The sequence below is a fragment of the Rhizobium sp. RCC_161_2 genome (assembly GCF_041355235.1).
Taxonomy (GTDB): Bacteria; Pseudomonadota; Alphaproteobacteria; order Rhizobiales; family Rhizobiaceae; genus Rhizobium.
The window spans coordinates 304239-327646 of record NZ_JBFUPL010000001.1 but is presented as its reverse complement, the minus strand read 5'-3'; the positions used below and the strand labels follow the sequence as shown (position 1 = coordinate 327646).

The 23408-nt window shown below is 61.1% G+C and carries 25 protein-coding genes; 15 read left to right on the top strand and 10 right to left on the bottom strand.

What is annotated here, in order from left to right; translation table 11 throughout:
* The first annotated feature begins 12 nt into the window (after window positions 1–12).
* From AB6803_RS01445 to AB6803_RS01410, 8 genes are all read left to right on the top strand, one after another.
* Complete coding sequence (locus AB6803_RS01445; RefSeq protein ID WP_371107187.1) at window positions 13–618, top strand: K(+)-transporting ATPase subunit C; 606 nt, start codon at window positions 13–15, stop codon at window positions 616–618.
* A gap of 61 nt (window positions 619–679) precedes the next feature.
* A complete protein-coding gene (locus tag AB6803_RS01440) occupies window positions 680–3391 on the top strand; it encodes a DUF4118 domain-containing protein (RefSeq protein ID WP_371107186.1) in 2712 nt (903 codons plus the stop codon).
* On the top strand, window positions 3388–4080 hold the full coding sequence (locus tag AB6803_RS01435; RefSeq protein ID WP_174164999.1) for a response regulator transcription factor: 693 nt from the start codon (window positions 3388–3390) through the stop codon (window positions 4078–4080). The genes AB6803_RS01440 and AB6803_RS01435 overlap by 4 nt, the downstream gene beginning before the upstream one ends.
* Before the next feature lie 100 nt (window positions 4081–4180).
* Window positions 4181–4633, top strand: a complete 453-nt coding sequence (locus AB6803_RS01430) for a PTS sugar transporter subunit IIA (protein ID WP_371107185.1) — start codon at window positions 4181–4183, stop codon at window positions 4631–4633.
* A 162-nt stretch (window positions 4634–4795) separates the two neighbouring features.
* Entirely contained in the window at window positions 4796–5827 is a 1032-nt protein-coding gene (locus AB6803_RS01425; protein ID WP_371107184.1) for a sulfate ABC transporter substrate-binding protein, read from the top strand.
* 6 nt (window positions 5828–5833) lie between these two features.
* Complete coding sequence (gene cysT / locus AB6803_RS01420) at window positions 5834–6691, top strand: sulfate ABC transporter permease subunit CysT (RefSeq protein ID WP_007691788.1); 858 nt, start codon at window positions 5834–5836, stop codon at window positions 6689–6691.
* A complete protein-coding gene (cysW, locus tag AB6803_RS01415; RefSeq protein WP_007691789.1) occupies window positions 6681–7553 on the top strand; it encodes a sulfate ABC transporter permease subunit CysW in 873 nt (290 codons plus the stop codon). Before cysT ends, cysW begins: the two co-directional genes overlap by 11 nt.
* A gap of 10 nt (window positions 7554–7563) precedes the next feature.
* Window positions 7564–8610, top strand: a complete 1047-nt coding sequence (locus tag AB6803_RS01410; protein WP_371107183.1) for a sulfate/molybdate ABC transporter ATP-binding protein — start codon at window positions 7564–7566, stop codon at window positions 8608–8610.
* A gap of 15 nt (window positions 8611–8625) precedes the next feature.
* Here AB6803_RS01410 and AB6803_RS01405 read toward each other — a convergent pair whose 3' ends face one another.
* The 4 genes from AB6803_RS01405 to AB6803_RS01390 form a co-directional block, all read right to left on the bottom strand.
* On the bottom strand, window positions 8626–9423 hold the full coding sequence (locus AB6803_RS01405; RefSeq protein ID WP_371107182.1) for an NAD-dependent epimerase/dehydratase family protein: 798 nt from the start codon (window positions 9421–9423) through the stop codon (window positions 8626–8628).
* A 156-nt stretch (window positions 9424–9579) separates the two neighbouring features.
* Window positions 9580–10326, bottom strand: coding sequence for a histidine phosphatase family protein (locus tag AB6803_RS01400; protein ID WP_371107181.1), 747 nt, complete (start codon window positions 10324–10326; stop codon window positions 9580–9582).
* 110 nt (window positions 10327–10436) lie between these two features.
* A complete protein-coding gene (locus AB6803_RS01395) occupies window positions 10437–11276 on the bottom strand; it encodes an endonuclease/exonuclease/phosphatase family protein (RefSeq protein ID WP_371107180.1) in 840 nt (279 codons plus the stop codon).
* A 124-nt stretch (window positions 11277–11400) separates the two neighbouring features.
* Window positions 11401–12864, bottom strand: a complete 1464-nt coding sequence (locus tag AB6803_RS01390; RefSeq protein WP_371107179.1) for a phospholipase D-like domain-containing protein — start codon at window positions 12862–12864, stop codon at window positions 11401–11403.
* Between the two features lie 348 nt (window positions 12865–13212).
* Between AB6803_RS01390 and AB6803_RS01385 the strand changes: the two genes are divergently transcribed.
* The 5 genes from AB6803_RS01385 (at window position 13213) to AB6803_RS01365 (ending at window position 15784) form a co-directional block, all read left to right on the top strand.
* Window positions 13213–13509, top strand: a complete 297-nt coding sequence (locus tag AB6803_RS01385; protein ID WP_371107178.1) for a DUF2934 domain-containing protein — start codon at window positions 13213–13215, stop codon at window positions 13507–13509.
* Window positions 13510–13777: 268 nt separating this feature from the next.
* Window positions 13778–13948, top strand: coding sequence for a hypothetical protein (locus AB6803_RS01380; RefSeq protein WP_371107177.1), 171 nt, complete (start codon window positions 13778–13780; stop codon window positions 13946–13948).
* Window positions 13949–14008: 60 nt separating this feature from the next.
* Window positions 14009–14323 (top strand): plasmid stabilization protein, encoded by a 315-nt coding sequence (locus tag AB6803_RS01375; protein WP_371107176.1) that lies wholly within the window; start codon window positions 14009–14011, stop codon window positions 14321–14323.
* A gap of 148 nt (window positions 14324–14471) precedes the next feature.
* Entirely contained in the window at window positions 14472–15209 is a 738-nt protein-coding gene (locus AB6803_RS01370) for a glutathione S-transferase (protein WP_371107175.1), read from the top strand.
* Window positions 15206–15784: an isoprenylcysteine carboxylmethyltransferase family protein gene (locus tag AB6803_RS01365; RefSeq protein ID WP_371107174.1), complete on the top strand. Its 579-nt coding sequence runs from the start codon at window positions 15206–15208 to the stop codon at window positions 15782–15784. The genes AB6803_RS01370 and AB6803_RS01365 overlap by 4 nt, the downstream gene beginning before the upstream one ends.
* Before the next feature lie 3 nt (window positions 15785–15787).
* Here the strand turns inward: AB6803_RS01365 and ligD are convergent, their stop codons facing one another.
* From ligD to AB6803_RS01340, 5 genes are all read right to left on the bottom strand, one after another.
* The gene (ligD, locus tag AB6803_RS01360) at window positions 15788–16675 is read right to left on the bottom strand and encodes a non-homologous end-joining DNA ligase (protein ID WP_371107684.1); all 888 of its coding nucleotides are present in this window, start codon (window positions 16673–16675) and stop codon (window positions 15788–15790) included.
* 80 nt (window positions 16676–16755) lie between these two features.
* The gene (locus AB6803_RS01355) at window positions 16756–17550 is read right to left on the bottom strand and encodes an SDR family NAD(P)-dependent oxidoreductase (protein ID WP_371107173.1); all 795 of its coding nucleotides are present in this window, start codon (window positions 17548–17550) and stop codon (window positions 16756–16758) included.
* A gap of 153 nt (window positions 17551–17703) precedes the next feature.
* Window positions 17704–18909 (bottom strand): 3-oxoadipyl-CoA thiolase, encoded by a 1206-nt coding sequence (gene pcaF, locus AB6803_RS01350; protein ID WP_371107172.1) that lies wholly within the window; start codon window positions 18907–18909, stop codon window positions 17704–17706.
* A 10-nt stretch (window positions 18910–18919) separates the two neighbouring features.
* Window positions 18920–19609: a CoA transferase subunit B gene (locus AB6803_RS01345; protein ID WP_371107171.1), complete on the bottom strand. Its 690-nt coding sequence runs from the start codon at window positions 19607–19609 to the stop codon at window positions 18920–18922.
* The gene (locus AB6803_RS01340; protein ID WP_371107170.1) at window positions 19606–20313 is read right to left on the bottom strand and encodes a 3-oxoacid CoA-transferase subunit A; all 708 of its coding nucleotides are present in this window, start codon (window positions 20311–20313) and stop codon (window positions 19606–19608) included. The genes AB6803_RS01345 and AB6803_RS01340 overlap by 4 nt, the downstream gene beginning before the upstream one ends.
* Before the next feature lie 152 nt (window positions 20314–20465).
* Between AB6803_RS01340 and AB6803_RS01335 the strand changes: the two genes are divergently transcribed.
* Complete coding sequence (locus tag AB6803_RS01335; RefSeq protein WP_371107169.1) at window positions 20466–21221, top strand: IclR family transcriptional regulator; 756 nt, start codon at window positions 20466–20468, stop codon at window positions 21219–21221.
* A gap of 6 nt (window positions 21222–21227) precedes the next feature.
* Here AB6803_RS01335 and AB6803_RS01330 read toward each other — a convergent pair whose 3' ends face one another.
* Window positions 21228–22115, bottom strand: coding sequence for a helix-turn-helix domain-containing protein (locus AB6803_RS01330; RefSeq protein ID WP_371107168.1), 888 nt, complete (start codon window positions 22113–22115; stop codon window positions 21228–21230).
* 113 nt (window positions 22116–22228) lie between these two features.
* Between AB6803_RS01330 and pobA the strand changes: the two genes are divergently transcribed.
* Entirely contained in the window at window positions 22229–23401 is a 1173-nt protein-coding gene (gene pobA, locus AB6803_RS01325; protein WP_371107167.1) for a 4-hydroxybenzoate 3-monooxygenase, read from the top strand.
* Window positions 23402–23408: the final 7 nt, after the last annotated feature.

Here is a 23408-nt window from a genome sequence, read left to right as displayed (position 1 = left end):
GGAGTCTTTCCCATGCTGAAACTAATCCGACCGGCCATCGTCATGATCGTGGTCACCACCGCCGTCACCGGCCTTGCCTATCCGCTTGCCATGACAGGGATTGCCCAGGCGCTCTTCCCGCATCAGGCGAACGGCAGCCTCGTGGAGAAGGACGGAAAGGTGATCGGCTCCAGCCTCATCGGCCAGAGCTTCACCGCCGACCGCTACTTCCATGGACGTCCGTCGGCGACGACCGGTGCAGACCCGAACGACGCAACCAAAACAGTTGCCGCACCATACAACGCGGCCAACTCCATGGGCTCCAATCTCGGCCCGACCAGTTCGAGCCTGATGACCCGTATCAAGGGCGATGTCGCAACGTTGCAGGCGCAGAACCCGAATGCCCCTGTTCCGATCGATCTGGTCACGACGTCCGGCAGCGGCCTCGATCCGCATATCTCGCCGGAGGATGCCTATTTCCAGATCCCGCGCGTCGCCAAGGCGCGCGGCCTGGATGAGGCCAAGCTCCGCGCGACCGTCGACGCTGCCGTCGAGCCTCGCGAACTCGGTGTTTTCGGCGAGCCCGTCGTCAACGTCCTGGCATTGAACCAGGCGTTGGATGCTTCTATGACTCAATAAGACCAAGAGGTTGAGGCGGCCATCACCGCCTCGACCACCGCCCGTCGAGAAAGACCGATCGATGCCAGATGATAGCCGCGACACGCTGAACAGGCCTTCCCCCGACGCGCTTCTGGAGAAGGCTCGGCAGGAAACGCGCGGCCGCCTGAAGATCTTTCTGGGTGCGGCGCCCGGCGTCGGCAAGACCTATGAAATGCTGCTTTCCGGCAAGGCCAAGATTGCCGACGGCGTCGATGTCGTCGTCGGCGTGGTCGAGACCCATGGCCGGCGCGAGACGCAGGCCTTGCTCGAAGGCTACGAGATCATTCCCCGCGTCAACATCGACTACAAGGGCCGCGCGCTCGACGAGATGGACCTCGATGCCATTCTCAAACGCCGGCCCGGCCTTGTGCTGGTCGATGAACTCGCCCACTCCAATGCCCATGGCAGTCGGCATCCGAAGCGCTATCTCGACGTCAAGGAATTGCTCGATCGCGGCATCGACGTCTATACGACGCTGAACATCCAGCATGTCGAGAGCCTCAACGATGTCGTATCGCAGATCACCCGCGTCCGCGTTCGCGAAACCGTGCCGGATTCGATCATCGACCTGGCCGACGATGTCGAGATCATCGATCTGACCCCCGACGACCTGATCAAACGCCTGCACGACGGCAAGGTCTATGTGTCGAGAACCGCCGAGCGGGCGCTGACCAATTATTTCACCCCCGGCAATCTGACGGCGCTGCGCGAGCTGGCGCTGAGGCGCACGGCGCAGCGGGTTGACGACCAGCTTCTGACCCATATGCAGGCGCATGCGATACCCGGTCCTTGGGCTGCGGGCGAACGCGTGCTGGTCTCCATCGATCATCATCCGCGCTCGGCTTCGCTGGTGCGCTATGCCGCCCGCATGGCCTCGCGCCTGCGGGCGCCCTGGGCGGCCGTCTATGTCGAAACCAACCGGGCGATCAGCCTGACCGAGGCGCAGCGTGATACCATCGCCGCGACACTCAGGCTTGCCGAGCAGCTTGGCGGCGAGGCCATTACCATTCCCGGCCGTGAAGTCGCCGAGGAGCTGCTCCGTCATTCGGCCAGCAACAATGTCACCCATATCGTCATCGGCTCGCCGAAGGTCGGCACGTGGCGGGATTGGTCCAGGGCTTCGGTCTCCTACGAATTGATCCGCAAGGCCGGCGACATCAGCGTTCACGTCATCTCCGGCACTGACGCTGAGGCGTCGAGGGCGAGCCACGGCGTCAAGTCGGCGCCAGTGCCAACCCCGTTCCAGCTTCGTGGCTACATCCTTGCGACGCTCTATGTCGCCGTCGCCCTCGGTGTCTGCGTCATTCTCGACCAGGTTCTCGACGTCCGGAACCTGGCGCTGGTATTCCTGATGGCGGTGCTCGCCACGGCCGTCACCCAAGGCCTGCGGCCAGCGCTCTATTCCTGCCTGCTCGGCGCGCTCGCCTTCAACTTCTTCTTCCTGCCGCCGCGCTATACGCTGACGATCAGCGATCCTGAAAGCGTGCTAGCCTTCTTCTTTTTCCTCGGCGTCGCCATCATCGCCAGCAACCTGACCGCGACTGTGCAGCGGCAAGCGGCATCGGCGCGACAGCGGGCGCGAACGACCGAAGATCTTTATCTTTTCTCGAAGAAACTCGCCGGGACCGGAACGCTTGATGACGTGCTCTGGGCAACGGCCTTCCAGTTAGCATCGATGCTGAAAGTGCGCGTGGTGCTGCTTCTACCCGAGGACGGCACGATCGCGGTCAAGGCCGGCTATCCACCCGATGATACACTCGATGACGCCGATATCGCCGCGGCACGCTGGGCCTGGGAGCACAATCACGCCGCCGGCCGTGGCGCCGATACTCTGCCGGGCGCTAAGCGCCTTTATGTGCCGCTGCGCACCGGCCGCACCGCCGTCGGCGTCATCGGCCTTGATAGCGACCGTCGCGACGGGCCGCTTTTGACGCCGGAGCAGCAGCGGCTTCTCGATGCCCTCGCCGATCAGGCCGCCCTTGCCATCGAGCGCGTACAACTCGTCGCCGATGTCGACCGCGCCAAGCTGGCCGTCGAGGCCGACCGGCTACGCTCGGCCTTGCTGACCTCGATCTCGCATGACCTGAAAACACCGCTTGCCGCCATTCTCGGGGCTGCCGGCACCTTGCGCGACTATCTGGAAACCATGTCGCATGAGGATCGCGTCGATCTGCTATCGACGGTGGTCGACGAGTCCGAGCGGCTGAACCGCTTCATCGCCAATCTTCTCGACATGACCAAGATCGAGTCCGGCGCGATGGAGCCGAATTATGCTCTCCACTATGGTGGCGATATCGTCGGCAGTGCGCTTCGGCGTGGCGCGAAAATCCTTGCCCGACATCGCGTCGAGACACAGATGCCGGCCGATCTGCCGATGGTGAAGGTCGATCCCGTGCTCTTTGAGCAGGTGCTGTTCAACCTGCTCGACAATGCCGCCAAATACGCGCCCGAAGAGTCCACCATCCGCCTGGAGGCCTGGGCGGATGTCGACAATGTCGTCTTCCGGATCATGGACGAAGGTCCCGGCATTCCGCCCGCCGACCTCGAACGAGTCTTCGACACCTTCTACCGTGTGCGCAAGGGCGATCAGGTGCGGGCCGGCACGGGCCTCGGCCTTTCCATCTGCCGCGGCTTTATCGAGGCCATGGCCGGTACGATTACGGCCGGCAACCGCACGGACCGTCAGGGCGCGGTCTTCACCATTCGCCTGCCGAAACCAACAGATTTCCCTAAGCTGGATGAATTGAAATGAACACGACCGCCGTCAAGATACTCGTTGTCGATGACGAGCCGCCGATCCGCAAATTGCTGCGTGTTGGCTTGAGCGCCCAGGGCTATCTGGTCAACGAGGCCCCGAACGCCGCGGCGGCAAAGCAATCGGTGGAGGAAGATCGGCCCGACCTGATCATTCTCGACCTCGGCCTGCCTGACAAGCCCGGCCATGACCTGCTACAGGAATGGCGCGAGGACGGCTTGGAGATACCGGTCGTCATTCTTTCAAGCCGCACCGACGAAGCCGGCATCGTCAAGGCGCTGGAAACCGGCGCCGACGATTATGTCACCAAGCCTTTCGGCGTGAATGAACTCGCCGCGCGCATCCGCGTCGCTCTGCGCCATCGCCTGCAGCAGCAGGGCGAGAAGGCTATTTTCCAGACCGGTGGCCTGTCGCTCGATCTCGTCAAGCGCATCGTCAAGGTCGACGGCAAGGAGGTAAAGCTCTCGCCGAAAGAATACGACATCCTGCGGGTGCTGGCGCAGCATGCGGGCAAGGTGTTGACGCATCAGTTCCTGTTGAAACAGGTCTGGGGGCCGGCGGCGGATGTGCAATATCTGCGCGTCTACGTCCGCCAGCTCCGGCAAAAGATCGAACAGATTCCGGATCAGCCGCAATACATCACCACGGAGACCGGCGTCGGCTACCGCCTGCGTGAGCCGGAATGACGCCATGATCCCGTGGCTGCGCACCAGGCAGCGCCTCGTCGTAGAGACCGACGAGGCCAAGTCATGTTCGAATTATCGATGTCCGAGCCCGAGAGTGACCATGGACCTTTCCACCATCATCCTGCCCGAACACGTCTTCGTCAGCGTTTCAGCACCGACAAAGTGGCGGGCGCTGCAGCTTCTTTCCTCGAAGGCGGCCCGTTGCCTTGATCTCGATGAGGGCTCGGTCCTGCAGGCATTAGAGGGACGGGAAAATCTGGGAACGACCGGGATTGGCAACGGCATAGCCGTCCCGCATGCGGCAATCCCGGGAATGACGCGGCCGCGCGGATTGATGGTTCGTTTCAGCCAGCCCGTCGACTTCCAGGCGATCGATGATGTGCCGACGGACCTCGCCTTCGTCCTGCTCTTTGGCGAAAACGGCCGCAGCGAATATCTGAATGTGCTCGCTGCCATCGCCAGACGGCTCAGAGCCGAAGGCGTGCTGCCGGCCATGCGGCAGGCAAAAACCGCCGACGAACTCTACTCGGTTTTCATGTCTGACTCGATTTGATAGCTTGCTAGCTGTTGGCCGCAGTCAAAGCGCAGGAATGTGATTTCACATTCCTTGATTATATGGGATTCCGTTCTATGTATGCGCGCTAAGCGGGAACAATCTTCGTTACTTTATACGACCAAGTTGATAGGGTTTAAGTAACAACGAAGGAGGTCACCCATGCAGACGATAAAGCTTTCCCGGCTTCTCGCCACCGCAGTTCTCATTGGCAGTTTCTCACTGGCTGGCGCCGTAGCGCCGACATGGGCCGCAGACAAGACGCTTCTCAATGTTTCCTACGATCCGACGCGCGAACTGTACAAGGACTTCAACGCAGCCTTCGCCGCCAAGTGGAAGAAGGATACTGGTGAAACCGTCAATATCAAGGCGTCGCATGGCGGCTCGGGCGCGCAGGCTCGCTCGGTCATCGACGGCCTTGATGCCGATGTCGTGACGCTGGCGCTTGAGGGCGACATCGACGCCATCGCCAAGGCCACGAAAAAGATCCCCGCCGACTGGAAGACCAAGTTCCCGAATAACAGCGTTCCCTACACGTCGACAATCGTATTCCTGGTGCGCAAGGGCAATCCGAAGGGCATCAAGGATTGGTCTGACCTCGTCAAGGACGGCGTCGAAGTCATCACGCCGAACCCGAAGACCTCCGGCGGCGCCCGCTGGAACATCCTGGCGGCCTGGGCCTGGGCCAAGCAGGCCAATGGCGGCGATGACGCCAAGGCGCAGGACTATGTCGCCCAGCTTCTGAAGCATGTGCCCGTGCTCGATACCGGTGCCCGTGGCGCGACCACGACCTTCGTCCAGCGCGGCCTCGGCGACGTTCTGCTCGCCTGGGAAAACGAGGCCTATCTGTCGCTCGAAGAACTCGGCCCGGATAAGTTCGAGATCGTAACGCCCACCGTTTCGATCCGCGCCGATCCGCCGGTCGCCGTCGTCGATGGCAATGTCGACACCAAGGGCACCCGCAAGGAAGCAGAGGCTTACCTCAACTACCTCTATTCCGACGAGGGCCAGAAGATCGCGGCCAAGCATTACTACCGGCCGATCAAGCCGGAAGCGGCCGATCCCAAGGATATTGCACGGTTCCCTGCATTGAAGCTTGCAACCATTGACGATTTTGGTGGATGGTCTCAAGCTCAGCCGAAGTTCTTCGCCGATGGCGGCGTCTTCGACCAGATTTACAAGCCGGGACAATAATTCTGAATGCATGCAATAACCCGCAAACGGTGGCGGTTTCGGCAGCCGAGTGTCATTCCGGGATTCGGATTGGCGCTCGGCGTTACCTTGACTTGGCTTATCCTGATCGTTCTCATCCCGCTTTCGGGATTGCTGTGGAAGAGCAGTTCTCTCGGTTGGTCCCAATTCTGGGCGATCGCGCTTGATCAGCGCACGCTCAATGCCTTGCGCATGAGCTTTGGCGGCGCCTTCATCGCGGCGATCGTCAATGCCGTCTTCGGGCTGATCATGGCCTGGGTCCTGGTGCGCTATCGTTTCCCCGGCAAGCGCATCATCGACGCGATGGTCGACCTGCCCTTCGCGCTGCCAACCGCGGTTGCCGGTATCGCGCTGACGACGCTTTATGCGCCGAACGGCTGGATCGGGCAGTTCTTGGCACCGCTCGGCATCAAGATCGCCTTCACACCCATCGGCATCGTCATCGCACTGATCTTCGTTGGCCTGCCCTTCGTGGTGCGGACGGCGCAGCCGGTCATGGAGGAGATCGACCGCGAAGTTGAAGAGGCCGCGGCAACGCTCGGCGCCAGCCGCTTCCAGACGATCACCCGCGTTCTGCTGCCGGGCCTCGCGCCAGCTGCCCTCACCGGCTTTGCGCTCGCTTTTGCGCGTGCGGCCGGCGAATATGGCTCGGTGATCTTCATCGCCGGTAACAGGCCCTATGTTTCCGAGATCGCGCCATTGCTGATCGTCATCAAGCTCGAGGAATATAATTACGCCGCAGCCACGGCGATCGCGACGATGATGCTGATCATCTCTTTCATCATGTTGCTGATCATCAATCTCATTCAATCCTGGAGCAGAAGGAGGTACGGCTATGGCGCATGATGCCCCCTCCTCTGCAGACGCGGTTCATTCGGTCATCACCGAGAGCCGGTTCGCGCGCTGGATTTTCGTGGCTATCACGCTTGCCTTCCTGACGCTGATGGTGCTGATGCCGCTCGCCGCGGTCTTCGTCGAAGCTTTCCGCAAAGGGGTCGAACAGTTCTTCAGCTCGCTGGTGGATGAGGAGACGTTTGCTGCCATTCGACTGTCGTTGATCGTCGCCGGCATCAGCGTGCCGCTTAATCTCGTCTGCGGTGTTGCCGCCGCCTGGGCGATCGCCAAGTTCGAATTCAAGGGCAAGGCGTTCCTGACGACGCTGATCGATCTGCCATTCTCCGTGTCACCGGTTATCTCGGGCCTGGTCTTCGTGCTGCTGTTCAGCTCGAACAGCACGCTCGGCCCCTGGCTCCAGAGCCATGGCATCCAGATCCTGTTCGCGGTTCCCGGTCTCGTGCTGGCGACGATGTTCGTGACCTTCCCCTTTGTCGCCCGTGAGTTGATCCCGCTGATGCAGGAGCAGGGAAATGCGGACGAGGAGGCGGCCCTGTCGCTTGGGGCCAATGGCTGGCAGACCTTCTGGCATGTGACGCTGCCCAACATCAAATGGGGTCTGCTTTACGGCGTATTGCTCTGTAATGCCCGTGCCATGGGTGAGTTTGGTGCCGTGTCGGTCGTTTCCGGCCATATTCGCGGTGAGACCAACACCATGCCGCTGCAGGTCGAAATTCTCTATAACGAATATAATTTCTCGGGGGCTTTCGCGGTAGCCACGCTTCTCGCCCTGCTCGCCCTTGTCACACTTATACTGAAGACGCTGCTGGAATTGCGCTATAGCGATGAGATCGCAGGCAGCCGGCGTCACTGAAGGATTGTTAATGGAAGTTCGCGTTCAAAACCTCCGCAAGGAATTCGGTCGCTTTCCGGCGCTGCATGATGTCTCCCTGGATATCCGCTCCAGCGAACTGATCGCGCTGCTCGGCCCTTCCGGCTCGGGCAAGACGACGCTTTTGCGTCTCATTGCCGGATTGGAATCGCCGACCGAGGGCCAGATCTTCTTCGGCGAGGAAGACGCATCGAGGAAGACGGTGCAGCAGCGCAATATCGGCTTCGTGTTTCAGCACTATGCGCTGTTCCGCCATATGACGGTGCTGGACAATATCGGCTTCGGTCTGAAGGTCCGCTCGGCATCACGCCGCCCTCCCCGCGCCGAAATCCATCGCCGCGCCGTCGAATTGCTGGAACTGGTGCAGCTCAACGGTCTCGAGAAGCGCTACCCGGCGCAGCTGTCCGGCGGTCAACGGCAGCGCGTGGCGCTGGCCCGCGCCATGGCGGTTGAGCCGAACGTGCTGCTTCTGGACGAGCCTTTCGGCGCACTGGACGCGCAGGTTCGCAAGGATCTGCGCAAATGGCTGCGCGAGATCCACGACCGGACCGGCCACACCACCGTTTTCGTGACCCATGACCAGGAAGAGGCACTCGAATTGGCCGACCGCGTCGTCGTACTCAACAAGGGCGCGATCGAGCAGGTGGGCACGCCGGACGAGATCTACGACACGCCGAACTCGCCCTTCGTCTACGGTTTCATCGGCCAGTCCAACCGTGTGAAGGTGCGCGTCACCAATGGTGAGATCTGGTTCGAGGATCGTCCGCTGGGCTTGAGCACCCCGCACGAGCCCGATGGCGAGGCCTATCTCTATTTCCGCCCGCACGATATCGAGCTGCATGAGGGCGACGGCGGCTGTATCGCCGGTCTGCTGACCTCCAGCCGCCGCGTTGCCGGCACCCGTCACATTGAAATGAACATCGGCGCCCAGCACGAGACCATCGAAATCGAGCTGTCGCCGGACAAGGCCGACGCGCTTGACCGCAACCGCATCGCCTTCAAGCCAACACGCTGGAAGCTGTTCCGCAACGTTGATTGAGGTTGTCTAAGCCCCTCAATCCTCCGGGTGTCCCGCTGCCGCAAAGCCGCCGCCCTGATAGATGACGGCCGGATCGGTCGGGTCTTCGGGAGTGGTGTTTGCCAATATCTGCTCGCGCCAAGCCGCGGCGCTGTCCTGCGGCTTCCAGCCGAGGAATGCGGCGTTGCGGTTGTCCCACCATTGCTCGTCATTGTTGGAGGCGCCATAGACGATCGTGTGCCCGAGGCGGGATGTCTCAAAGGCGCGGCCGCAGAGCGACAGAAAATCGCGGACGCTGAACCACGTCGCCAGCATGCGCGGATTGCGCGGCTCGGGAAAGCAAGAGCCGATGCGCACCGACAGCGTCTCCTGCCCGAACTTATCGAAATAGAGGCTCGCCACCGCTTCGCCATAGACTTTCGAGACGCCATAGAGCGAATCCGGACGCGTCGGCACGGCGCTGTCGATGCGCTCGTCCCGGCGGTAATAGCCGATCGCATGGTTGGAGCTGGCGAAGATGATGCGCGGCTTGCCGGCTTGCCGGGCCGCCTCGTAGAGATTGTAGAGCCCGATGATATTACCCTGCAGGATGAGGTCGAAGGCCTTTTCGGTTGAGACGCCGCCGAGATGGATGATGCCGTCGACACCCTGGACCAGCGCATCGACGCCGCTGCGGTCGGCAAGATCACAGGCAACGAAGCGCTCGTTAGGGCGCAGATCGTCCACCGCGACAATGTCGGAGAGCACGACGTTTTCGGCGATCTCTGAAAGAAGTGGTCTCAGCACCTGACCGACGCCACCAGCGGCTCCGGTCATCAACAGGGTCTTCAGCATGGGTTTCCTCCCTTATGGGTCTCGTCGAAGCGGAACCTATAAGATGGGCTTTCGCTCGTCACCAACTATCCGTATCGTCCGCGCCTGAAAATCTGGAGATGCGGGATGCCGCGAGGCGCTCGAGCAATACCGACTGAAGGATTGAGGCGGATAGGTCTATTGCCCAGCCTTCGGTGCCACTGTCAGCTCGGAACCATAAGCCTCGCGCAATTCGGTCTGCCCCGCGATCCGATCAACCGCCTTATGGAGCAAAATTGACGTATAGCCGTCCTTGAGGCTTCCCTCGATCAAGGTGACATCGGCATTTCCGGGATTGTCCGAACGCTCGAACCAGTCGACGGAATGGTGCAGGAAATTCATTTCGAACGCCCTGTTGGTAACGCCGTGGCCAACCATGATGACGTTGTCCTTGCCATTCTTCGCGTCGTGCATGACGGTCTGAAGGAACAGGCGGACGCGCTGGGCCACATCGGCCCGGCTCTCGCCGTCCGGCGGCCGCGCGTAGAACTTCCCGCTATTATTGCGCAGTCTCGCCCATTTTTCGAACTCCTCGGGAAACTTCCGTTTCTGTTCGGCATGATCGTAGATCTCGGTAAAGAGGCCGAAATCCTGTTCCCGCAACAGATAATCCTCGCGAACATCCTCAACCAATGCGTTCGGCAAGGCTTCCAGCAGGGCATCCTTGCTCTGTCGCGTCCTGAGATAGGGCGAGTACCAAATGCTCTGTTTCCGCACTTCAGCGGCCGGCAAACCCTCCAGATAGGACGCGATCACCCGTCCGGCCTCGAGCGCCTGCCGATAGCCCCACTGCGTCAAAGGAACATTGTGATCACCGAACTGCCGGTAGGCCTGGTCGCTGATGTTACCCAGGGATTCGCCGTGTCGAACGAGAAAGATACGCATCAGCAGTCCGCAGTGTCGGATGAGGATTCGAGATCATCATGGACGGGAAGTGCATTGCGCGCAACGGTTTAGCCTGCCCGCGCCCGGATGATTTCGAGAGTGTTCGCCTTTCAGGCCGTTGCGGCGCGCGCCTCGGTCTCGGCCCTCAACGTCTCAAGGCTGACCACGGCCTTGATCGGCAGATGATCCGAGGCGACGCGCGCCAAGGGAGAGTCATGGACTTCGACGGTCGAGATCAACCCGCTTCGGTTTGCCATGATGCGGTCCAGCGCCAAAAGCGGCAAAGTGGACGGAAAGCTGGGGACCGCTGGCGGCAATGGACCGAACGCGGCCTGGAAAGTGTTGAGCGACGAGCGGTCGCCGAGCCGCCATTCGTTGAGATCGCCGAGCAGGATGGTCGGCGTGTCGTTATCCCTACTCATCAGCTCGACGATCAGGCGCGCCTGCTGAGCGCGGGATCGAAGCAGCAGCCCGAGATGGGCGGCGATGATCCGGAGCACTCCACCGCGCGCCAGTTCGATTTCGGCAAGCAGCGCGCCGCGCGGCTCGAGCCCCGGCAGGCTGATCTGATGCACATCGCGCACCGTGCCCTGCTTGAACAGCACCACATTGCCGTGCCAGCCATGCGCCTTACTGGCGCCCGCCACGGGCACGGGAATAAGCCCGGTCTCGCGCTCCAGCCGGCGCAGATCGAGCAGGCCCGTGCGCTCGCCGAAGCGGGTGTCGGCCTCCTGCAGGCCGATGACATCGGCGTCGATTTCATGGATGACCCGGCTGATCCGCTCCGGATCGAAGCGACGGTCGGCACCGACGCATTTGTGGACATTGTAGGAAGCGATCAACGTGCCTTCCGGACGCGTCCGATCGCCAGCCTGCTTTGCCCGCGACTTCTTTCGGTTCTTCAGGGACTCGAAGATGCTTGTCCGAAGATTTTCGTTGTTTTTTCGCATCTGTCCGTTGGCCGTTTCCGTTTTCAAAGCCCCCCAAGCTATGTCTCAGCGAGTATATGAACCGATTGCCGGCCTTGTCATGTGAAAAGGCTCGTTACAGGAAAGACGGACCGCTGCATTTTGTTCAAAGATAAGGCGAACCGAGCCAAAGAATCTTTTCAATCAGCCGGACGATGAACGGGCGCGCTCGAAGCTTGGCCAGGTCGACCGGCTTTGCCGCTTCAAGAACAGTGGCGATGCGGGCTTCGATCGCGCGGGCAAAGCCATGGTCAATCACTTCCAGATCGACCTCGAAGTTCAGCCGCAGGGAGCGCGGGTCCATGTTCGAGGAACCGACATAGGCCCAGGTGCCATCGATTGCCATAAGCTTCGAATGGTCGAAGGCGCCCTCGGCGCGCCAGATGCGGCAATAATTCTTCAGCATCTGGTCGAACTGCGCCGTCATGGCGCGGTCGACCAGCACGAGATTGTTGGCGGCCGGCACGACCACATCCACCTCGACGCCGCGCCTTGCCGCCGTCACCAGCGCGCTGATCAACTCGCGGTCCGGCAGGAAATAGGGTGACATGATGCGGATGGAGGTGCGGGCGATCGACAGCGCGCCGATGAGCATCTTGTGGTTCGTCTCAAGGCTGCGATCGGGTCCGGAGACGATCACACGCATGAAGACCGGCGCGCCGGGCTCGTTCGCTGGCGTCGCAATCCGCCAGTGATCGCCGCTCAATACTTCGCCGGTCACAAAACGCCAATCTTCGGCAGCGGTGTTGAAAAGGTCTGCCACAGCCGGGCCGGTGATGCAGAAATGCGTGTCATGGGCGCAATGATCGGCGGCAAATTCCCGGGTGAAGCCCTGGCGGATGTTCATGCCGCCGGTAAACGCGATGCGGCCGTCGACGACCAGGATCTTGCGGTGGGTGCGCAGGTTGGCATAGGGCAAGCGCAGGCCGATGATGACGTTGCCGTTGAAGACGTAGACCTCAACTCCGCCTTTGCTGAGATAGCCCATGATGCTCGGGACCGAATAGCGGGCGCCGACGGCGTCGATCAGCACGCGCACGCTGATACCACGCTTGACAGCGGCGATCAGCGCGTCGGCGATGCGCAGGCCGATGGGATCGCGATCGAAAATATAGGTCTCTAGCAGAATACTGCGCTCGGCACCGTCGATGGCCGCTTTCATCGCCGCATAGGCGGCATCGCCACTTTCCAGCATCTCGATGGTGTTGCCGGTGCTCATCGGATAGCGCGACACGCGATCGCCAAGCGTCTTCATCGATCCGAACCGTTCGCCGAAGGTCCGGCGTACGATGTCGCCCTGCGCGTCGAAGCTGGCGAGCTCGCCCGCCGCGTCCTTCTGGAAGAGAACACTACGCTGCGAGCTCAGCGATGCCCGGCGGATGCGGTTGATGCCGGCGACCGCATAGAGTACCGCCCCGACGATGGGCGATAGGATGATGACGCCGACCCAGCCGATCGCGGCGCGAACATCCTCCTTCGTCATCGCCGCATGGATGGCGGCCACCGTCCCCATGGCGATGGACAGGACGGCGAGGAATTGGCCCCAATGGGCAATCAGCAAATCGAACATGCGCGGAGTATAACTTTGCCTACAAAAGCTGCAATCAGCCGTATGCTTCATCTACGCCGCTCGACCGGTAGCAGTAAGGATGTGGATAGGTTGTGCATTAGATATTTTTAATTGAACGATGGTCGTGCTGTCGTCATATTGATTGTTCGGCCGCTTCGCTACCGTGCACAATGGTAGGTTATATTTCTCGTACGAAGCGCCCGCCGTGGTTCGGGAGTCGAGACTTGAATTTCTCCATGGCTCGTCGGAGCCAGCGTCTCGGATGCTCGGGGGAGGCATGCAAGCCCGCGTTTCAAGAACGGGTATTTTTCATCAACCAATGTTCAATGATGCGAACGGAGATCGGCAATGTTGGAATCGCGGGATGAATGGATCGAGAAACGTGCCTACGCCATATGGGAGGCCGAAGGTTACCCTTCCGGCCGTGATGCGGTTCACTGGGAGCAGGCAAGCCAGGAGCGCATCGCGCTTGAGAAAAGCACCGGCAAGGGCAAGAAGAGCGCCGCCAAGCCCAAGGCGAAGATCGACGTCAAGCCCAAGGCAACGCCTAAGGTGAAGGTTACCGCGGCTGCGCCGGCCAGTGACGTCGCCGCCAAGGCCGCGCCGAAACGAGCATCGAAAAAAGCCGTTGAAGCGAAGGTTTAAGGCGCTTTTTGCTTTTGATGATCAGTCGATGAAGTGAGCGGCCCGGTGTCAAACACCGGGTCGTTTGCTTGGAGCTGCCAGCCATCGAAATTCTCAACAATTTCGGCTAATTGCCCGCTCGTCACAAACAGATGTCACACATCGATGCTATCGGGTGAAGAGGGAGCTTGATCATCATGAGCGACAGGTGTGTGGATTACATGCGACGTCTCTGTTCCGACCATAGTCGTGGCAGCTTGGCCTCGCATGGCCGCGCCGATGTGACGCCATGACATCGCTCCTTATTCTCGCAACGCTCTATCTTCTAGTGACGCTGGTGGTGATCCTCATCATCGACCGTTCCGTCGGCATCATGTTTCCCGCATCGGGCAAGGAAAGCCGCACAGCCACCCGCCGGCCGCTTCCGGATGTGTCGAAGCAGTCGTCGGCACCCCACTAAGATCGGAACTTTTTCCATGGCGACGGGTTGGTCTCCTCATCCACAATGAGGAGAAAGATCATGCCAAGAGGAGACAAATCCGCTTACACCGACAAGCAGAAGCACAAGGCCGAGCACATCGAGGAAAGCTATGAAAGCCGTGGCGTTTCCGAGGATGAGGCCGAACGCCGCGCCTGGGCGACCGTCAACAAGGAAAGCGGCGGCGGCAAGAAATCCGGCTCTGGCCGAGGTCATCCCGAGAACCATGCATCGTCCGAAAAGGGTGGTCGGATCGGGGGAAAAGCCTCCGCGAGCCGCTCCGCAGCAGAACGTTCAGCATCCGCGAAGAAGGCGGCTGCTACCCGCAAGCGCAATGAGCAACAGGCTCATCATTAGCCCGGCATTTGCGGAAAGCATCCAAGCGGCCCGAATCGAGAAGAAATGGTCGCAGGTCCAGCCCCTTCCGTTCCGCCACGCCGATGCTAAGCTTTCATGACGATTGTGCGGGAACAGCAGGCGGCACACGGGACGGGAGGATCTTCGAATGGCCTATGAGCTCTACTACTGGGACGGCATCCAGGGCCGTGGCGAATTTGTGCGTCTGGCGCTTGAGGAGGCTGGTGCCGATTACGTCGACGTCAGCCGTGGCCCGACGAGCGAGGGCCAGGGCATGCGTGCGATGTTTGCCGTGATGGAGAGCAAGTCGGAGGCGCATATTCCGCTCGCCCCGCCCTTTCTGAAGGATGGCGATCTCGTCATCTCGCATGTCGCCAATATCCTGATGTATCTGGGTCCCAAACTCGGCCTTGCGCCGGAGGATCAAGGCCATCGCCATGTGGTCAACGGCCTGCAATTGACGATCACCGATCTCGTTGCCGAGGTGCACGACACGCACCACCCGATCGCCATCTCGAAATATTATGAGGAGCAAAAGGAGGAAGCCAAGGCCCGCGCCGCCGAGTTTCTCGACAATCGCATGCCGAAATTCCTCGGCTATTTCGAGCGCGTCCTGGAGCAGAATCCGAAGGGGCCAATACACATATTCGGCAACCGGCTTACCTATGTCGATCTGTCATTGTTTCAGGTGTTCGAAGGGCTGCGCTACGCCTTCCCGCGCGCAACGGCGCATCTGACCGACGAGTATCCACACTTGGCGGCTTTGCGCGAGACCGTTGCAAAACTCCCGAACATTGCCCGCTACCTCACATCCGAGCACCGCATTCCCTTCAACGAAGATGATATCTTCCGGCATTATCCCGAGCTGGACAGGAGCGCGGCATGAGCGAAGCACGGTTACTCGCGCTCTTCTTTCCGGCCTGCTGGAGCATCTGGGGATTGATCTGGGCTACCGCAGCGTTCAGCGTCAAGAAGACGATGCGGAGCGAGGATCCATTGTCGCGGTTTTCGAACACCGCCCCGATCTGGATATGCGGCCTTCTGCTGTTGGTGCCCCCGGCCCGGCTTGGCCCACTCTCATTCCAGATTGTTCCGCAGAATCTGATCTATTATGGCATTGGCGCGGTGCTAATGGTCGTCGGCCTAAGCTTTGCCGTCTGGGCGCGCTATCACATCGGCCGCAACTGGAGCGGCGTGATCACAGTCAAGGAGGATCATGCGCTGATCCGCACTGGTCCCTACGGCATCGTCCGTCATCCGATCTATTCCGGCCTGCTGCTCGCCATCATCGGTTCGGCGCTCGCGCGTGGCGATGTCGCCGCCTTGCTGGCGATCGCCTTCATGCTCCACGCCGTCCTGCGCCGCGTCAGCATCGAGGAACGCTGGATGAGAGAGACATTCGGGCAGGCCTATGTGGACTATAAGGCCACGACACCGGCGCTGGTGCCGTTCATTCGATAGAGGCTAGGCTTTCAGCGGGTTCGCAGCTTCGAAGAATTCAGCCCATGGATCGGCCGAGCGGTCGTCCAGCCGCGAAGCCGCATTCTTGACGGTGAAGGATGCCGGACCGATCTTCTCGGTCAACTCCTCCCAGGCAAGCGGCATCGAAACAGCCGCCCCCGGCCTTGCGCGTGTCGAATAGGGCGCGACGGCGGTATTCCCACGGCCATTGCGCAGGTAATCGATGAAGATATGGCCGGTCCGTTTCGCTTTCGCGGCAACCGAGAGATATTTTTCGGGGCTGTCGGCGCTCATACCATGCGCGATCGCTTCGGCTACGGCCTTGACATCCGGCCACGTCGCTTTCGGCTTGAGCGGAGCGACTACATGTAATCCCTTGCCGCCAGACGTCTTGACGAAGGAGGCAAGGCCCATCTCCGCAAACCGCGCCTTTATCTCCTGCGCGCCTGCGATGACCGCGCTCCAGGCGATGTCATCGCCGGGGTCGAGATCCATGATGATCATGTCGGGCTTTTCCCAATGAGCCGTCGTCGTGCCCCAGGGATGGATCTCCAGCGCGGCGGATTGGACAAGTGCGGCAAGTCCGTCGAAATCCCTGATCCGCAACAGTTTTTCGCCGTCCTTGTCCTGCGGATCAGCGATTTCCTCGATATGCGGATTGATGCCCTTCCAGGCATGCTTCTGGAAGAAACGCGGGCCTTTTATACCATCAGGGCAGCGCAGCAGCGCCAGCGGCCGATCGACGACGAAGGGCGCCATGCGTGGCCAGACGAGCGCATAATAGTCGACAAGATCCTGTTTGCTGACGCCGTCGTCCGGCCAATAGATCCGCTCCGGATGCGTCAGCTGCACGGAGGTCTTCGCAAGGTCCTGTGTGGGCGTCTTTGCCATCCGCATACGCTCCGTCATCGATGCTCCGCCGGGCATAGATTACCATTGCCCGGCGCTAAAAGTCGATTGCCGGCCGCACCTCACGGCATCAGCTGGCCGCCGTTGACCTCGATCACCTGGCCGGTGATGTAGCCGGAAAGGGTTGGCGAGGCGAGGAAGAGGTAGGCACCGACGCAGTCTTCCGAGGTGCCGACGAAGCCCATCGGGATAGTCTTGCGCTGCAATTCCATCTGCTCGTCATTGGTATAGCGCTCGTGAAACGGGGTCGCGATAACGCCCGGCGCCACGGCGTTGACGCGGATCTTGTCACCGACGAATTCCTTGGCGTGGCCATGGGTGATGGTCGAGACGAAGCCCTTGGAGGCGGCATAGAGAATAGCGCCGTTGCCGCCGCCATTGCGGGCCGCGATCGAGGTGGTGTTGATGATAAAACCGCCCTGCTTCTTCAAGTACGGGTGTGCGGCCCGGGTTGCGGCGAGCACCGAGCGGGCATTGAGGTTCATCACGCGCTCGTAATGTGCATCACTCATCTCGGACGTCGGAACACGGCCAAGCATGCCGCCGGCATTGTTGACCAGACCATCGAGGCCGCCGAAGGCTTCCGCCGTCTCATTGACGACACGCTCGGTCTCGCCATCCTGCGAAACGTCGCCCTGGATCAGATACACCTGCCCGCCGGCGGCAGTGATCTCAGCGGCGAGCTTTTCGGCCGGCTCGCGGCTGGCATTGAAGTGGATGCCAACCTTCATGCCCTGCTGCGCAAAAGCGCGGGCAAGGGCCGCACCGATGCCGGTCGAGGCGCCGGTAATCAGCACCCGCCTGCCGGCGAGGTCGGGAATGCGAATGGATGCGAGGGATTGCGCGAGTTCTGTCATGATGGCTCCTCCTGAAAGTCGACACTAAATCATACGACGAAATCGCGACTGTAATATCAGGCGGAAGCGCGGCGCGGCAATGCGCGAGAGGCAAACAAAAGCGTGCCGCCCGGAACATTCCGCGCGGCCCGCCGTCAATTCAACGTGAGCGGTTCAGACCCGCTCGAGCGCGATGGCAATACCCTGGCCGACGCCGATGCACATGGTCGACAGCGAGTAGCGTCCGCCGGTTTCCTGCAGCTCCAGCGCTGCCGTGCCGGTGATGCGAGCGCCGGACATGCCGAGCGGATGGCCAAGCGCGATGGCGCCACCGTTGCGGTTGACGCGGGCATCGTCGCCGGCAATGCCGAGCTCGCGCAGGACAGCGAGACCCTGCGAGGCGAAGGCCTCGTTGAGTTCGATGACGTCGAACTGTTCCTGGCGCAGGCCGAGGCGAGCCATCAGTTTGCGCGAGGCCGGGACCGGGCCGATGCCCATGACGCGCGGCGGCACACCGGCGGCAGCGCCCCCGAGGATGCGGGCAATCGGCGTCAGGCCATATTTCTTCACTGCCGCTTCCGAAGCGATGATCAGCGCCGTGGCGCCGTCGTTGACGCCGGAAGCATTGCCGGCGGTGACCGTGCCGCCCTCCTTCTTGAACGGCGTACCGAGCTTTGCCAGTGCTTCCATGGTCGTGGCGCGCGGATGCTCGTCCTTGCCAACGACGACGGCATCGCCTTTGCGCTGCGGGATCGTCACCGAGGTGATCTCCCTGGCGAGACGGCCATTCTCCTGCGCGGCGGCGGCCTTGGCCTGCGAGCGGACGGCGAAGGCGTCCTGATCCTCGCGGCTGACCTTATAATCCTCGGCAACATTCTCGCCGGTTTCCGGCATGGAATCGACGCCATACTGCTTCTTCATCAGCGGATTGACGAAGCGCCAGCCGATAGTGGTGTCGTAGATTTCTGCATTGCGTGAAAAGGCGCTCTCGGCCTTGGGAATAACGAAGGGCGCCCGCGACATGCTTTCGACGCCGCCGGCGATCATCAGTTCGGCTTCGCCCGCACGAATGGCGCGCGCGGCGGCAATGACGGCATCCATGCCGGAACCGCATAGGCGGTTGATCGTCGTGCCAGGAACAGAGACTGGCAAGCCAGCAAGCAGAAGCGACATGCGCGCAACGTTTCGGTTGTCCTCGCCCGCCTGGTTGGCACAGCCATAGATCACGTCGTCGACGGCTTCCCAATCGACGGAACCGTTGCGCTCGATCAGTGCCTTCAAGGGCACCGCACCGAGATCGTCGGCGCGCACGGAGGAGAGCGATCCGCCGAAACGGCCGATGGGGGTGCGGATATAGTCACAGATGAAAGCTTCGGTCATGGTCTTTTCCTTAAAGCGCCGGCACGACGAGGTCGGCGACGGGGCGGTCGGTATGGAGCGGAGCGCCGGTCATCGCCTGCAACTCGTCCATGGTCATGGCAGCCAGCTTCTCACGCACGACGAAGCCTCCGTTGACGATATCGATGACGGCATGGCTCGTATAGACGCGGGTGATGCAGCCAACGCCGGTGAGTGGGAAGGTGCAGGCGTCCACAAGTTTCGGCTTGCCGTCCTTCGTTACATGCTCGGTGATGACGAAAACCTGCTTGGCGCCATGCACCAGATCCATCGCCCCGCCAACGGCAGGCACGCCCTTGGAGCCGACACGCCAGTTGGCGAGGTCGCCGTTCTGCGCCACCTGGTAGGCGCCGAGGATCGCAACATCCAGATGGCCGCCGCGCACCATGGCAAAGCTATCGGCATGGTGGAAGAAGGCGGCGCCGGGCTTCAGCGTGACGGCCTTCTTGCCGGCGTTGATCAGATCCCAATCCTCCTCGCCCTCCGCCGGCGGCTCGCCGAAATCCAGAATGCCGTTTTCCGTGTGAAAGATTGCCTGGCGCCCCGGGGGCTGGTAGCGGGCAACCATTTCCGGGAAGCCGATGCCGAGATTCACATAGGCGCCGTCTTCGATGTCCTGAGCTGCACGCCAGGCGATCTGGGCGTTGGAGAGCTTGATGTCGTCGCGTGTGTCGATGGTCATGCGTATACCACTCCGGCCCGAATGAGGCTTTCTTCCTGTTGCGGATCGGCGACTTCGACGACGCCGTTGACGAAGATGCCGGGGGTAACGATGTGCTCCGGATCGAGTTCGCCGAGGGCGACGATTTTCGAGACCTGCGCGATCGTCCTGGCGGCGGCCATGCACATCAGCGGATTAAAGTTGCGACCGGCCTTGTTGTAAATAAGGTTGCCGTGGATGTCGCCTAGTTGGGCTTTGACGATGGCGAAATCGGCTTTCAGCCAGCGCTCCTGAACATAGTTGCGGCCGTCGAATTCGGCGATGACCTTGCCGTTGGCAAGCTCAGTGCCATAGGCGGTTGGGGTATAAAAGGCCGGGATGCCGGCACCGCCGGCGCGGATGCGTTCGGCCAGCGTCCCCTGCGGCACCAGTTCCAGCTCGATTTCGCCGGCCAGATAGCGGTCCGTGAAAGCGCGTGGGTCGGAGGAGCGCGGGAAAGAGCAGATCATCTTCTTGACCATGCCCGCATCGATCATCGCCGCAATGCCGATACGCCCGTTGCCGGCATTGTTGTTGATGACAGTCAGGTTCTTCGGACCCTTGTCGATTAGCGCATGAATGAGTTCGATCGGCGCGCCGGAGCCGCCGAAGCCGCCGATCATGATGGTCGCGCCATCGCCGATATCCGAGACGGCAGCCGCCGTGCTCGCGATTGTCTTGCCCATGCAGAAACTCCCGTTTGCCATTGCGGGCGGATAAAAACGGCCCGTCCTCTCCCTTCGAAATAGAACAGCGCAGGCTGGACGGCAATTGATTTGTGCGTTATTTGATATTTGTTCATATATCGCACAAATTGAAGGCAAATTTGGAGAGCATCATGCGGGAAACCGACTTTGTCAGCGGCTTTGCCAGGGGCCTGAAAGTCATCGAGGCTTTCGGCGAGACTCAGCAGCGCCTGTCGATCGCCGAAGCGTCGAAGCTGACCGGCCTCGATCGCGCCACCGTACGCCGCTCGTTGCTGACGCTGGCTGAACTTGGCTATGCCGACTATGACGGCAAATTCTTCACGTTGACGCCGAAGATCCTGCGGCTCGGCCATGCCTATCTCGCCGCCACGCCGCTGCCAACGATCATCCAGCCCTATCTCGATCAACTTGCAGAACAGGCCGGCCACAATGCCTCGGCCTCGGTGCTCGATGGCACAGAGGTCGTCTATATCGCCCGCGCCTCGCAGCGCCGCGTGATGTCGATCAATCTGACGCCAGGCAGCCGCCTGCCCGCCTTCTGCGCCTCCATGGGCCGCGTTCTGCTTGCCGCCTTGCCAGAGGGCGAAGCGCGCGCCGTTCTGGCCCGAACGGACCTCAAGGCGAATACGCCGAATACAAAGACAGACCCGGAGGAGCTGTTAGCCGAGTTTCGCCGGGTGAGAGTGCAGGGCTACGCCGTCATCGACCAGGAACTGGAAATCGGCCTCTGCTCCATCGCCGTCCCGGTGGAAAACGACCGTGGCCAGACGGTAGCAGCCATCAACATCGGCGCCCCGGCCGCCTATGTCGCCGCCGCCGAAATGACAGAACGCTTTCTGCCGCTATTGAGGGAGACGCAAAAGGCGTTGCGATTGGTTTTGCGCTGAGACGCGCTACACCCCAAGCCTATCCCGCTCGGCAATGCGCCAGGCGCGCGGCGTCTCTCCGGTCTGCTTCAGGAAGAAACGTGAGAAATAGGCGGGATCGGCAAAGCCGAGCCGGTATCCGATCTCCTGCACCGAGCCGAAGGTGAAGACCAGTTCGCGCTTGGCTTCGTCGATCAGTTTGCGGGCGATCAATTCGTGGATGGCTTGACCTGTCTTTCCGCGCACGATGCGGTTCAAATGCGTCGGCGAGATGCCGAGGGCTTCGGCGTAAAAGGCAGCCGGCTTGTGGGAGCGGAAATGGCGCTGGATCAGGCCGTATAATACTTCCATCCGCCGCTCGCTTTCGTCGGAAGCGCCCTGTCCTTCGCCCTCCTGCTGAGACAGGCGGGCGGTCAGGAGCAGCGCCGATGTGAGATAGGCTTCGAGCAGATCGTTGCGGCCACCACGCCGGTTTGCGAATTCGCCGCCGAGGCGCCTCAACGTTCCGGCGACATACGCCGCGTCCTCGTTGTCCATATCGAGCCGCGTCAGGTGCGGCTTGGCCAGCCATTCGCCGAGCCGGCTGCGGTCGCCGGGTGAGGTCTTGAGGTGCGAGATCAGCACCGTGATGACGAAGCCGTCTATATCTCGCGAAAAGCGGAAGCCGTGGTTGAGGCGCGGCGGCACGGTGATGACGGCGGGCGGCATGATCGCGTGGCTTTCGCCGTCGAAGACCGCGTCGCCCGAGCCGGCGTCTATGTACAAGATCTGAAAGAAACTCTCGTGGCGGTGTGGCCGGATTTCCCAATGATGCAGGCTGCTACGCGAGGGTATGGTTTCGCAATGCAGCCAGAAATCGGGCTTCCGGCCGGTATTTTCACCATAGAGTTCATAGGTTGGCACAGGTCTCGACATGGCTTTCTCCCTCCGCCATGTTCGATTTGTGCAATTTCTCGGGTGAAATGTCCATTGTTCCCGCCCTCTCCGCCGCGCAGAATTCGACAAAAGACGAAGCGCGGGAGGAGACTATGCGTACCCAGGTTGCCATTATCGGTTCCGGCCCTTCCGGCCTCTTGCTCGGCCAATTGCTGACGGAAGCCGGCATAGACAACGTCATTCTCGACCGCGTCGGCAAGGATTACATTCTCGGCCGCGTGCGGGCCGGCGTATTGGAGGAAGGCACTGTCTGGCTGTTGGACAAGGCACAGTCCGCGGCGCGCCTGCATGCCGAAGGCTTACCGCATGACGGCTTTTCGCTGGCTTTCGACGGCCGTGATCACCGTATCGATCTTCATGGCCTGACCGGCGGCAAGCGCGTCATGGTCTATGGCCAGACAGAGCTGACCCGTGATCTGATGGCACGCCGCGAACAAAGCGGGGGACTGACGATCTATGATGCGGCCAATGTTCAGCCATATGCTTTTGACGGTGCCGCCCCCTTTATCACCTATGAAAAAGACGGCGTCACCCACCGCATCGACTGCGATTTCATTGCCGGCTGCGACGGCTTTCATGGCGTCAGCCGCAAATCGGTTCCGGAAAAATCAATCCGAAGCTTCGAGAAGATCTATCCCTTCGGCTGGCTTGGCCTGCTTGCCGACGCCCCGCCCGTCAATCATGAATTGATCTATGCCAACCATCCGCGCGGCTTTGCGCTTTGCTCCATGCGGTCGATGACGCGCAGCCGCTATTACATCCAGTGCCCGCTGGATGAGAAGGTCGAAAACTGGAGCGACGACCGCTTCTGGGACGAGCTACGCCGCCGCCTGCCGGCACACCATGCCGAGGCCCTGATCACCGCGCCCTCGTTCGAAAAGTCCATCGCACCGCTGCGCTCCTTCGTCACGGAGCCCATGCGCTTCGGCCGCCTGTTCCTTGTCGGTGATGCCGCCCATATCGTGCCGGCGACGGGCGCCAAGGGCCTGAACCTTGCGGCGAGCGATGTCCATTATCTCTTCTCGGGCCTTGCAGAACATTATCAGGATCACTCCAACGCCGGCCTGGACGCCTATTCCGCCCAGGCGCTTGCCCGCGTCTGGAAGGCGGTGCGCTTTTCCTGGTGGATGACGACGATGATGCATCGCTTCCCCGAAACCGGCGATTTCGACCAAAAGATCCAGGAGGCGGAGCTGGACTATCTTACGCACTCGCGTGCCGCCTCGACAGCTCTTGCCGAGAATTATGTTGGCCTACCCTATTGAGATTGAG